Genomic DNA, 11,496 nt, shown 5'->3' with positions numbered 1-11,496 from the left:
TGGCAGGTAAAAAATTATAATCAGTCCAAATGCAGATTTCTCTGACGCAAGACGCCCACATCTGTCATCCAATGGCACGGAGGCAAAAACAAATTGAACCAGGGGCAAATAGTCTCGCGCGGCCACAATTTGCTCAAAAAGCTACCCAAATAGTCAAGTATGGGTAGCTTTGTCCATAAATTAAGTTACAGTTTCAAACCCCATGCCCTGTTTGGCCCATGCCCCATGCCCTGTTTGCCCCATGCCCTACTCCCCTTCTACCATTTTGCGATAGTCTTGAACCGACAAAGCATCATCCGCATCGCTAGCGTTGTCAACGCGCACTTTCAGAAACCAGCCAGCGCCGTAGGGATCTTCTGCCAAGTTTTCGGGAGACTCTATAATGTCATCATTGCGTTCTACGACTGTACCAGTCACAGGCGCTTTCAAGTCTTCAACTGCTTTCACTGACTCGACTGTACCGAATGGTTCGCCCTTTTCCAACCCTGCACCGACTTCAGGCAAATCTAGAAACACAATATCACCGAGTTGGTCAACTGCAAAGGAACTGATGCCGATCGTGGCTATTTCCCCTTCGAGTCGGATGTATTCGTGAGTGTCTAGGTATTTTAGGTCATCGGGGTATTGTAGTGCCATGTTTTTTCTCGCAATGAACAAAGTCTCAATTAAATCTTATTAAATTATGGGCATTGAGTTATGGCAAATTGGAATAAAAAAAATATGAACCTTTTACTTTTCGGGGAATTCTCTGTCCAACGAGTCTTTAGCTCTATAATTTTTATCTACGCTTTTCTGTGTCTTTACGCAGTCTTTTTTTCAGACAGGTTGATTTTTCAACCTCCCGCTGCTGGCTACCAGGATACCAGCGAAATCATTAAACTTAGCTCAGCTAATGGTCTGAAAATTTCTGCTGTTCATTTTCCGAACCCCCAAGCCCAATATACCATACTTTACAGTCACGGCAATGCAGAGGATTTGGGATATATTTGGTCGGTTTTGCGAGAGATTCGAGATAGCGGGTTTGCTGTATTTGCTTACGATTATCAAGGTTACGGTACGAGTCAGGGAAAGCCTTCTGAGTATAATGTTTATCGCGATAGTTCGGCGGCTTACGGTTATTTAACCGAACAGTTGCGAGTTCCGCCTAAGCAGATTATTCTGTACGGACGTTCTGTTGGTGGCGGGCCTGCTGTTGATTTGGCTGCGCGGCAATCTGTGGGCGGTTTGGTGGTTGAAAGTTCGTTTGTTTCGGTTTTTCGGGTGTTGACGCGGATTCCGCTTTTCCCGTTTGATAAGTTTGTGAATGTTGATAAAATTGGTAAAGTACGATCGCCCGTTTTAGTAATTCACGGTAAGGCAGATCGGGTGGTGCCGTTTTGGCACCCAGAGCAGCTTTTTGCGGCTGCTAAGCAGCCGAAACTTAATTTTTGGGTCGATCGCGCCGGACACAACGATTTAATGGAGGTCGCTGGCGATCGCTATGCTACCACTTTGCGAAGGTTTGTTGGTGCGATCGCCAATTAAGTTTGCAGTCAGGACTTGAGTCCTCAGAAAGAAGGACTGATATCGTTTCCGGTTGCATCGGAATGATTTAACCGCAGAGAACGCAGAGGACACAGAGAGAATAGAGAGATTAACAATTCCCATGCTACCGGATTTGATATGAAGTCCGAACGATCGAACCTTTTTTTGATTGATTTATGGTTGGATGAAAATGCCGATCGCATTATGGACTCTCGCAGCAGTAGACGGCGGGCGATCGAGCAAACTGCCTCCCAAATACAAACTTGTCGAACTTCCCCCATCCAAGTTTAAAGCCTCCACAGCACCCATTTGCTGCAATATCTGCGCCAGTTCCGCGAAATTTGGGCCGGCCCCGCCCGCGCGATTGTGCACCGCTACAATTAGCAAATTCCCCGCAGCAGTTCGCCCGATCGCACTCCGAATCGCCGTCTGTCGAACATAGGCATCGCTAAAGCCTTCCGCCTTCGCATCCACAGCCACTCGACTGTTTTGTACCAACACCGGCCCGCCACCGAGAATGTAGGGAAAGCGGTTGAAATTAGCCGGAATTGTGTTAGTTTCTAAACGCAATAAATTTCCTGCTAGCAATTGGGATGCAGGAGACAAATCGGAACGCAAAGCTAAAATATAACCGTTCCCTGGAATTGGAAAATTGGTTTTTCCCGTGGCACCTCCGGGGGATTGACTGACAACTCTATCGCCCGCAACTGTGACAACTATTTCATCGTCGGAAAACGGAGTATAAGTCCCTCCCCAATCGGGATTGTAACGACCGATTCCAGATTCCACGTAGGCACTATTTAACTGGGAAATAGATAAACGTTGATTCGCAGAAGTTATCAAAGTTTCTTGCAAAGTCAAACGATCGATCGCAAATTCGCCTCGATCGTTCCAAGCGATCGCCCCGCGATTCAATATCGGCCCGGAAAGCCATTTAGTATCCCGCCGAATCGCACCTAAAGCTAGTCGATTGATGCGATTGAAAAATCCGGCATTAATTGCAGCAGCCGTTCCCGAAAGTTCCGCTGTTTGTAATAAAGGTGCACTACCTTTCTCTGTCGGCGGATTGCTCAACAACGGTCGAATTTTGATGCCGGATTGACGCGGATTCACTTCTAAGGAATATACCGGGAAACGCGCTGTTCCTAAATTTTGATACTGTTGTCTCCATCGAACTCCCGCCGCCCAAGCAATGTCTTTTTCTACTAACGAGTCGGGGCGAATGTCGATTACTAATCGATGGGGATTTCCTAAACTGAAAACTTGCGGCCGCCAACCTAAGGGAATTTGTACTTTGATTCTGGTTTGATTCCCCGCAGGTTCGATTTTTAGCGATCGCAATTGCTGACTGGTTGCAAAAATGCGATCGCCCAAAGTGCGATCGACTTTGGCATCGATCGCGATCGACCATTCTTGACTGGCGATCGCCTGTATGGGTGCTAGCGGCTGCGAGAATGCTGGTTTTGTCGGGTCGTCTGGTGTTTCGAGGTTTGGTGTTACGGGGCTGACCTGCAAAGGGATAGCGGGTTTTGTGGGGTCGTCTGTTGGTGATGGGCTGGGTGTATCCACAAAGTTAACTTGCCACGGGGCGGCGCGATCGAGATCTAGAACAATGCGATCGCCCGTTTCTCTGGCTGCTTGCCGAATTCCGGTGACATTCGCAGGTTGAGTGGTGATTTTTAGGAGATTATTGTCGATCGATATTTGCCAGCCGGCAAGTTTAGCAAAATCGGTAATATCTAAGTAACGATACGCACCAGTCGATCGCACTGTCAAACTTTGAGCATTACTTAAAGATACGGAAAACCACTGTACAGGTTGTTTGGTACTGTCGGCGGTGGACAGCAAATCGACTCCGGCAGATTGCATTAAGCCAACATCCGCAATCCAAGTTCTGAAATTAGTAGAAGTGTTATTTGTTGGCTGCTGAGTCCAAGCTAAGGGCAGAATCCGGCCGTTGAGAGAGACTTGGCGGCCTTGTTTGATTGTGGCAACTGGTGGTATAGATTGAGTCATTAGTTTTAACTCAGACTTTGCACTATTTTTGGCCACAGGCAAGATGCCTGTGCCACTATCCATCAAGCTATTTGTGGGGTGGGCATCTTGCCCGCCCCCAGAGGCCACAGGCAAGATGCCTGTGCCACTATTTATCAAGCCTTTCTTTGTGGGGTGGGCATCTTGCCCGCCCCCAGAGGCCACAGGCAAGATGCCCCCAGAGGCCACAGGCAAGATGCCTGTGTCACCATTTATCAAGCCTTTCTTTGTGGGGTGGGCTTCTAGCCCGCCCTCAGTCACAGGCAAGATGCCCCCAGAGGCCACAGGCAAGATGCCTGTGCCACTCCGACTCTCTTGGGCTGTTGCAGGTTGATTCCAGACTGAGTACAGAAGGATCGTCGCCAGTACGGGCGAAATCGACACTGACAATATCCAGGGCCAAACACTCGATCGCCTTCTGTTAGCTGCTACTAGCCGTTTTTGTCTAATGTGCATTTTTTTATTCTGGAAACCTAAAACCATTAACCTTCAAAAATGCCTGCAATACAGCACAACGGTAAAAAAATCTAATTTTATTGAATAATCTTAATTTCTTTGGCTGTGTAGTTGGCTGTAGTTAGTTGCATAATATTAAGGCAGGGTTTAATTAGTTGTGAGCCTCGCTGCTACAACACTACTTGCACCTACTCACGCCCGCGAGCAGGTGTCTTTTATGTCTGGGGCGCTGACGAAAGCAACTAAACACCGCAGTGAACAAAATAAAGCTAAAGTTACTATTTACTGATGTTCGCTGCAAGGCGATCGAGCGGACTCAGGAAAAAACACGCAAAAAACTCGATCGCCCCCAATATATCTAGTTGCTGGGTAGCAATTCCTCAAAGGATCGCTGCTTGTTAACAGCAGCGTATTCTGCCAGAGATCTCCGAAGCGATTCGATCGAGATAATTTAAAATCTCCAAACAGGGTTTCCGCGTTACGTACAGGAAGCATCTACGTAAATTTTTATCGAATCAGCTTGCTATGTGCTGTTTTAAGATTTACTAGACTCCCACCGCTCGGCAGCATTCTCTCTCCGAGCTATAAAAACAAATCAACCACACAATCACAGAAATAACATTCAATCAACATGGGTAACACGATCGATCTAAACAGCAACGTGCATCAAACTGAGCGAGGAACTCCATTTGCCGGCCAAAACTGGTTAGTGGAAGAAAGAGATGCCTGCGGTGTGGGGTTTATTGCCAATCAAAGCGGCGAAGCTACGCACTCACTTATTCAAAAAGCCCTCCCAGCCTTAACTTGTCTGGAACATCGCGGCGGTTGCAGTGCAGACTCCGATTCTGGCGACGGCGCAGGTTTGATGACTGCAATTCCTTGGGAATTGTTGCATACTTGGTTTGCCGAACAGGGAATTGTGCCTCCACCACAGGAAAACTGCGGGGTAGGAATGATGTTTCTGTCTCAAGATGAAAGTCAAGCCAATACCGCGCGGCAGGTGGTTGAGGAAGTTGTGAAAGCACGCGGTTTCACTGTGGTGGGATGGCGGAAAGTTCCCGTTGTACCGTCGGTTTTGGGCCCGCAAGCACGGGAAAATCAACCTCAAATCGAACAAATCATTGTAAGTTCACCAAACTTAGCCGGAGATGAGCTCGACAGACAGTTATTTCTCGCCCGCCGCACGATCGGACACTCGCTATCGGATCGCCCAGGCTTCACCCGCCAAGACTTTTATAGTTGCTCTTTTTCTTCCCGCACGATCGTCTATAAAGGCATGGTGCGATCGGCAATACTCGGAGAATTTTACCTCGATCTGAAAAATCCCGCTTATAAAAGCGCCTTTGCCGTCTATCACCGCCGCTTCAGCACCAACACCATGCCCCGCTGGCACCTAGCCCAACCCATGCGCTTGCTGGGACACAACGGCGAAATTAATACGCTGTTGGGCAATATTACCTGGATGAAAGCGCGACAAGCGAATTTATCTCACCCGAATTGGAGTCAAGCCGACATCGACACCTTCAATCCCATTGTCAACTCCGAAAGCAGCGATTCGGCAAACTTGGACAACGTGATGGAAATGTTGGTGCACTCCGGCCGATCGCCCCTGGAATCGCTGACAATTATGGTGCCCGAAGCCTACAAAAATCAGCCGGATTTGGTTCCCTATCCCGAAATTGTCGATTTTTACGAATATTACAGCGGTATTCAAGAACCTTGGGATGGCCCGGCGCTGTTGGTATTTAGCGATGGCAAGCAAGTAGGTGCTACGCTCGATCGCAACGGTTTGCGTCCAGCCCGCTACTGCATTACTAAAGACGGTTTGGTAATTGTCGCCTCCGAAGCCGGAGTTGTCGATATTCCCGAAGCAGATATCGTCGAAAAAGGCCGCTTGGGGCCCGGACAAATGATTGCAGTGGACTTGCAAACCAAGGAAATTCTCAAAAATTGGCAGCTAAAACAGCGGATTGCGAAGCGCCACCCCTACGGCGAATGGCTCAAACAACACCGCGAAACCTTGCAACCTCAGCCTTTTGCCGAAACCGCAACCCTCGACTCGCAAGCCCTGTTAGCCACCCAAACTGCTTTTGGCTACACCGCCGAAGATTTGGATATGGTAATTGTGGAGATGGCAAGTTCTGGAAAAGAACCGACTTTCTGCATGGGCGATGACATTCCCTTAGCTGTGTTGTCAGAAAAGCCTCAGTTACTTTATAACTATTTCAAACAGCGGTTTGCTCAAGTGACAAATCCGCCGATCGACCCCCTGCGCGAGGGGATGGTGATGTCGCTGACAATGAATATGGGTTTGCGCGGCAATTTACTGCAAGCAACACCGGAAAATGCCAAGCTGCTAAAAATTGATTCCCCCGTACTCAACGACGGTGAACTGTCTTTCTTGAAAGACCAAAAGTCTTTCCCTGCAAAGCAACTGTCAACTCTTTACAAAATTACTTCCGGGCCTGCTGGCTTGCAAAGCGCAGTCGAGCAACTTTGTCAAGATGCTGTGGAGGCAATTCGATCGGGCGCAAGAATTCTGATCTTGAGCGATCGACCATCGCAGAAAAAAGGCGAATCTGCTGCTGTGGGATTGAGTGATGAATGCACTTACATTCCCCCCTTGCTAGCAGTTGGTGCAGTTCACCACCACTTAATTAGCGTCGGGATGCGGATGCAAACTTCGCTGGTTGTGGATACGGCGCAGTGCTGGAGCACTCACCACTTCGCGTGTTTGATTGGTTACGGCGCGATCGCAGTTTGCCCTTATTTAGCACTGGAAAGCGTGCGCGGCTGGTGGTTTGACACCAAAACTCAAAATTTGATGGAACATGGCAAAGTTCCCAAGATTACCGTCACTGAGGCTCAAGCTAAATATCGCACAGCGGTAGAAAACGGCTTGCTGAAGATTATGTCGAAAATGGGGATTTCGCTGCTGTCTAGCTATCAAGGCGCGCAAATCTTTGAGGCGATCGGCATTGGCGCCGATCTGCTCAATTTGGGATTCAAAGGCACTGTGTCTCGAATCGGCGGTTTGAGTATCGCTGAACTTGCTAACGAGGTAATGTCTTTCCACTCTCAGGCTTTCCCCGAATTACTCCAGAAAAAGCTGGAAAACTTCGGCTTCGTGCAGTACCGCCGAGGTGGCGAATATCACATGAACAGCCCGGAAATGGCCAAGGCTTTGCACAAGGCTGTGGCTACATTTAAGGCTGATACTAACGGTAACGGTAACGGGGCCGAAGTCTCTCCCGCCGCGAGCGGGGACGCTCGCACTGAAGCAAAAACGGCTTACGATCATTACGAGGTTTACAAAAAACAGCTAGAAAACCGCCCGGTTACGGCTTTACGAGATTTGCTCGACTTTGCGAGCGATCGCCCTTCCATCCCCATCGAAGAAGTCGAATCTGTAGCAGATGTTGTCAAACGCTTCGCCACCGGCGGAATGTCTCTCGGCGCTTTGTCGCCGGAAGCCCACGAAACACTCGCCATTGCAATGAACCGCATCGGCGGCAAATCCAACTCCGGCGAAGGCGGCGAAGACCCGATTCGATACAATGTGCTGAACGATGTGAGCGCGGCCGGTTTCTCACAAACCCTACCTCACTTAAAAGGTTTGCAGAACGGCGATACAGCCTGTTCGTCCATCAAACAGGTAGCTTCAGGACGTTTCGGGGTAACTCCTGAGTATCTGATGAGCGCCAAACAAATCGAAATTAAAGTCGCACAAGGTGCGAAACCGGGTGAAGGCGGTCAATTACCGGGGCCGAAAGTGAGCGAGTACATCGCCTATTTGCGCCGATCGAAACCGGGTGTCACTTTGATTTCGCCTCCTCCTCACCACGACATTTATTCGATCGAGGATTTGGCGCAGTTGATTTTTGACTTGCATCAAATCAATCCGAAAGCGGGTGTTTCGGTGAAGTTGGTATCGGAAGTCGGTATCGGCACTGTAGCAGCGGGCGTTGCGAAGGCAAATGCTGATGTGATTCAAATTTCCGGCCACGACGGCGGCACCGGTGCGTCTCCACTTAGTTCGATTAAACACGCAGGTTCTCCGTGGGAACTCGGATTGACCGAAGTTCACCGAGTGCTGATTGAGAACAAGTTGCGCGATCGAGTTTTACTGCGCGTTGACGGCGGCTTCAAAACTGGTTGGGACGTAATTATCGGCGCTTTGATGGGCGGCGAAGAGTACGGTTTCGGCACGGTAGCAATGATTGCCGAAGGCTGCATTATGGCTCGCGTTTGCCACATGAATAGTTGTCCTGTGGGCGTCACAACTCAACAGGAACACTTGCGGAAACGGTTCCCCGGAACGCCGGAACACGTGGTTAATTTCTTCTATTTCGTAGCAGAAGAAGTGCGGAGTTTGTTGGCGAAGTTGGGTTATAAGTCGATCGCAGATATCATCGGCCGCGCGGATTTGCTGAAGATGCGGGATGGGGTGAAACTAACTAAAACTCAAGCGATTAATTTGGATTGTTTGACGAAGTTACCGGATACTAAGGGCGATCGATCTTTCTTAGTCCACGGCGACATTCACACCAACGGGCCTGTGCTGGATGACGAATTGTTGGCGGATGTTGAGATTCAAAGTGCGATCGGCAATCACGGCACTGTCAGCAAGAATGTAACATTGGTAAATACCGATCGCACTGTGGGAGCGCGTTTATCAGGTGCGATCGCGCTGCAACACGGCAACACAGGCTTTACTGGTGAAATAGTCCTCAACTGCACAGGTAGCGCGGGCCAAAGCTTCGGCGCGTTCAATTTACCGGGGATGACGCTGGTACTGTCTGGCCAAGCTAACGACTACGTTGGTAAGGGGATGCACGGTGGCGAAATTGCGATCAAACCGCCCGCTGGTGCGACGTATGATGCTGCCGAAAATGCGATCGTCGGTAACACTTGCTTGTACGGCGCGACGGGCGGAACCCTGTTAGCTGCGGGTAAAGCGGGCGAACGGTTTGCGGTGCGTAACTCAATGGCGAAAGCAGTCATTGAAGGTGCAGGCGATCACTGTTGCGAGTACATGACTGGTGGCGTGATCGTCGTCCTAGGAAAAGTCGGCCGCAACGTCGGCGCTGGAATGACTGGCGGCTTGGGTTATTTCCTCGATGAAGATGGCAATTTCCCGGCTCACGTCAACGGAGAGATTGTGAAGATGCAGCGGGTTTCTACGGCCGCTGGTGAGGCGCAATTGAAGGAGTTAATTGAGATGCAGCGCGATCGAACGGGCAGCAAAAAAGCCGCGAAGATTCTCGCAAATTGGTCGGAATATTTGCCGAAGTTCTGGCAAGTTGTGCCGCCAAGTGAAGCGAATTCGCCGGAGGCTTCGGAACAAAAGATTGCTGTGGAAGTTTAATTTTGCGGCTGGTTAAATAGATGAGGGGTGACGCGAGTTGCCCCTTTTTTGATAATTATTCTGGGTTTTTGAGCTGTAGAGTCGATCGCAACGCTGCGGTGTTATACTAAATGTCAGGTGTAACACCTGTTAACATAAGCAACTTTTAAAGCTATATGAAGACAGGTGTATTACCCGAGGACAAGTGTTTGAAGGTAAAGAGTAGAGATAATGGGTATTAATGTATGCGAGCAAACAAGCAATGCCTTCCAAAAAGCCTGTAATCACCATCCGAGTGAACCCCGAAGAATATGAGGTTTTGCAAGAATGGGCTGATTCCGAGTTCAGAAGTGTGCCCAGCTTAGTGCTGGCATTCGTTCGGAAAACGCTCTTAGAGCGCAAGCAGCAACACCCAGACTATCGAACTCAACAACCTAAATCTAAATGACCTTGCCATTGACACCATTCAAATGAACATTATGGAGATACGATCGTTGTGACCAATTCTCAACCAGAGGAAGTCACCTCAAGCCACTCCGTCACCGAACGATGGCGGTGTTACGCAATGCAGGAAAAATACGGCTGGCGACTGCTACGAATCAAACCGACAAAAGACTCAACCCTCAAATACTCCTGCATATTTGAAGGTGAAACCAGTTTTCCTAACTACATGGATGAAGACGAGGAGGATTAACAAATGGGCAGAAAATACATTATTTTTCGCGCTGACTGGACAGAAGAAGAAGGTGCCGAGAACAGACTTTTAGCTCACACCGGAGGGCTAACCGACATTTTGGCAGAGTATTTTGATTCATCAAATTCACCGATTCCCGAACCTGGTTATCGGCCGCTAGAGTTCCAAACTCTGACAGAATCTAAAGACACCCAAATAGCTGGTGCTGATACTCATTACCGCGTAGGCGACTGGGAAGTAATTAGAGTAGAAGAATACCTGAGAGCCATCCAGAACAATGAATTTGAGATGATCGTGGTTTGCTACTGCAAATACTCCCCTGTTCAGACACCATTGATACCGATGCCAAAAGCTACGGTTTCAGTTGACTCCTTCGGTTCGGAGGAAAAATATCGGCAGTATCTCGAACAAACAAAGCAAGCAACAGCACTTGTTTAAAAATAATCTCCACTAGGAAGGTATGGAAATTTTCATACCTTTTTTGATTATTTGCGGTTGGCTAAAACAAAAGTGGCGATCGATCTCCCAATTCGTGCCAATTTTGCCTAGAATAGATATAACCTATGAAATAACATCTGTCATGCAAAGTTACACGATCGCAGAAGTCTGTAATCCACAGGCGACAATCTTTATTAATGATGTTTAGAGATGCTTATGCGTGTTGTAAAAATTGACCGAATAATTGCGGCTGTGGCAAGGGTTTACCATCAGCTACGGTCGATTCAGTGAGAAGTTCCAAAACCTCGCGGGCATTTTTTAATGCGTCTTCGTAAGTATCCCCGTGGGTATGACAATAGTCTCCCCATTCGGGAAAACTAACGACATAGCAGTTATCCTCATCTGACCACTGAATAATAATGGTATAACGATTGTTCATTTGTTTTCCTCCTCAATTTCAGCTAATTGCTTGAGAGCGTTGTCAACATCTTTTTCCTGATAGAGTTTTGCATCACCGCCGTCTTTTCCCGAGAGAGTCAGCTTTCCTGGTAGTAGAGGATGTGACCATTTGGTGTGGCTCCCTTTAGCAGACTCACAAGTAAATCCTGCTTTCAATAATAGGCTTTTCAAATCCCTGATTTTTTTGGGCATCTCTTACTTAGCATTCCTCTCTATTTCTATTTTGCAGCCTTAGCTGCCATCAGTTTGTTGTACAAAACTAGATCGCTGCTTTGTAGAGGTTGAGGCATGGCATCAAATGCAGCTTCTTCGGCGGCTAGGTAAGCATCGATTGCAGCGCGGTTGGCTAGATAAAAGGCGATCGCCCCATAAACCTGTTCCAGCGTCAGCAGCGGGAAAGACTGAACAATACTTTCGGGGGATAGTCCTTGTTGGAAAGCATAGGCGATCGAGTCAAGAGAAATCCGAGTTCCTTCAACCCAATAGGCATCATTCCGATACTCTATGTAAGTTTTAACTGCTACAACGGGCATACATTTTGGGA

12 protein-coding genes are annotated in these 11,496 nt (G+C 48.4%); 6 read left to right on the top strand and 6 right to left on the bottom strand.

Translation table 11 applies throughout. From position 1 onward, the window contains the following. Window positions 1-246: 246 nt before the first annotated feature. Complete coding sequence (gene gcvH / locus JGK11_RS08850; RefSeq protein WP_293184463.1) at window positions 247-636, bottom strand: glycine cleavage system protein GcvH; 390 nt, start codon at window positions 634-636, stop codon at window positions 247-249. Between the two features lie 60 nt (window positions 637-696). Between gcvH and JGK11_RS08845 the strand changes: the two genes are divergently transcribed. Beyond that, a complete protein-coding gene (locus tag JGK11_RS08845) occupies window positions 697-1,524 on the top strand; it encodes an alpha/beta hydrolase (protein WP_293184465.1) in 828 nt (275 codons plus the stop codon). Between the two features lie 174 nt (window positions 1,525-1,698). Here JGK11_RS08845 and JGK11_RS08840 read toward each other — a convergent pair whose 3' ends face one another. Next, the gene (locus JGK11_RS08840) at window positions 1,699-4,014 is read right to left on the bottom strand and encodes a phosphodiester glycosidase family protein (RefSeq protein WP_293211285.1); all 2,316 of its coding nucleotides are present in this window, start codon (window positions 4,012-4,014) and stop codon (window positions 1,699-1,701) included. A gap of 282 nt (window positions 4,015-4,296) precedes the next feature. Beyond that, complete coding sequence (locus JGK11_RS08835) at window positions 4,297-4,509, bottom strand: hypothetical protein (RefSeq protein ID WP_293184470.1); 213 nt, start codon at window positions 4,507-4,509, stop codon at window positions 4,297-4,299. A gap of 136 nt (window positions 4,510-4,645) precedes the next feature. Between JGK11_RS08835 and JGK11_RS08830 the strand changes: the two genes are divergently transcribed. The 5 genes from JGK11_RS08830 (at window position 4,646) to JGK11_RS08810 (ending at window position 10,701) form a co-directional block, all read left to right on the top strand. After that, on the top strand, window positions 4,646-9,382 hold the full coding sequence (locus tag JGK11_RS08830) for a glutamate synthase-related protein (protein ID WP_293211283.1): 4,737 nt from the start codon (window positions 4,646-4,648) through the stop codon (window positions 9,380-9,382). A 241-nt stretch (window positions 9,383-9,623) separates the two neighbouring features. Further along, a complete protein-coding gene (locus JGK11_RS08825) occupies window positions 9,624-9,809 on the top strand; it encodes a hypothetical protein (RefSeq protein ID WP_293211281.1) in 186 nt (61 codons plus the stop codon). 48 nt (window positions 9,810-9,857) lie between these two features. Beyond that, window positions 9,858-10,055, top strand: coding sequence for a hypothetical protein (locus tag JGK11_RS08820; RefSeq protein ID WP_293184477.1), 198 nt, complete (start codon window positions 9,858-9,860; stop codon window positions 10,053-10,055). A 3-nt stretch (window positions 10,056-10,058) separates the two neighbouring features. Next, window positions 10,059-10,493 (top strand): hypothetical protein, encoded by a 435-nt coding sequence (locus JGK11_RS08815; RefSeq protein ID WP_293184479.1) that lies wholly within the window; start codon window positions 10,059-10,061, stop codon window positions 10,491-10,493. Between the two features lie 22 nt (window positions 10,494-10,515). Continuing rightward, the gene (locus JGK11_RS08810) at window positions 10,516-10,701 is read left to right on the top strand and encodes a hypothetical protein (RefSeq protein ID WP_293211278.1); all 186 of its coding nucleotides are present in this window, start codon (window positions 10,516-10,518) and stop codon (window positions 10,699-10,701) included. Window positions 10,702-10,707: 6 nt separating this feature from the next. On the opposite strand, the gene JGK11_RS08805 is transcribed toward JGK11_RS08810, so the two are convergent. From JGK11_RS08805 to JGK11_RS08795, 3 genes are read right to left on the bottom strand one after another with little or no spacing between them, the layout of a single operon-like run. Next, entirely contained in the window at window positions 10,708-10,932 is a 225-nt protein-coding gene (locus JGK11_RS08805) for a type II toxin-antitoxin system HicB family antitoxin (protein ID WP_293184481.1), read from the bottom strand. Then, on the bottom strand, window positions 10,929-11,144 hold the full coding sequence (locus JGK11_RS08800; RefSeq protein WP_293184483.1) for a type II toxin-antitoxin system HicA family toxin: 216 nt from the start codon (window positions 11,142-11,144) through the stop codon (window positions 10,929-10,931). The genes JGK11_RS08805 and JGK11_RS08800 overlap by 4 nt, the downstream gene beginning before the upstream one ends. Before the next feature lie 26 nt (window positions 11,145-11,170). Continuing rightward, entirely contained in the window at window positions 11,171-11,485 is a 315-nt protein-coding gene (locus JGK11_RS08795; RefSeq protein WP_293184485.1) for a DUF433 domain-containing protein, read from the bottom strand. Window positions 11,486-11,496 lie beyond the last annotated feature (11 nt).

The sequence above is a fragment of the Microcoleus sp. PH2017_34_RAT_O_A genome (genome assembly GCF_020737885.1).
GTDB lineage: Bacteria > Cyanobacteriota > Cyanobacteriia > Cyanobacteriales > Microcoleaceae > Microcoleus.
This window is presented reverse-complemented; position numbering and strand designations above follow the sequence as displayed.

Excerpts from the sequence above, each read along its gene's own strand:
- gcvH (WP_293184463.1), bottom strand. The coding sequence starts at position 636 with ATGGCACTACAATACCCCGATGACCTAAAATACCTAGACACTCACGAA.
- JGK11_RS08845 (WP_293184465.1), top strand. The coding sequence starts at position 697 with ATGGCAAATTGGAATAAAAAAAATATGAACCTTTTACTTTTCGGGGAA.
- JGK11_RS08840 (WP_293211285.1), bottom strand. The coding sequence starts at position 4,014 with ATGCACATTAGACAAAAACGGCTAGTAGCAGCTAACAGAAGGCGATCG.
- JGK11_RS08835 (WP_293184470.1), bottom strand. The coding sequence starts at position 4,509 with ATGCTTCCTGTACGTAACGCGGAAACCCTGTTTGGAGATTTTAAATTA.
- JGK11_RS08830 (WP_293211283.1), top strand. The coding sequence starts at position 4,646 with ATGGGTAACACGATCGATCTAAACAGCAACGTGCATCAAACTGAGCGA.
- JGK11_RS08825 (WP_293211281.1), top strand. The coding sequence starts at position 9,624 with ATGCCTTCCAAAAAGCCTGTAATCACCATCCGAGTGAACCCCGAAGAA.
- JGK11_RS08815 (WP_293184479.1), top strand. The coding sequence starts at position 10,059 with ATGGGCAGAAAATACATTATTTTTCGCGCTGACTGGACAGAAGAAGAA.
- JGK11_RS08810 (WP_293211278.1), top strand. The coding sequence starts at position 10,516 with ATGGAAATTTTCATACCTTTTTTGATTATTTGCGGTTGGCTAAAACAA.
- JGK11_RS08805 (WP_293184481.1), bottom strand. The coding sequence starts at position 10,932 with ATGAACAATCGTTATACCATTATTATTCAGTGGTCAGATGAGGATAAC.
- JGK11_RS08800 (WP_293184483.1), bottom strand. The coding sequence starts at position 11,144 with ATGCCCAAAAAAATCAGGGATTTGAAAAGCCTATTATTGAAAGCAGGA.
- JGK11_RS08795 (WP_293184485.1), bottom strand. The coding sequence starts at position 11,485 with ATGCCCGTTGTAGCAGTTAAAACTTACATAGAGTATCGGAATGATGCC.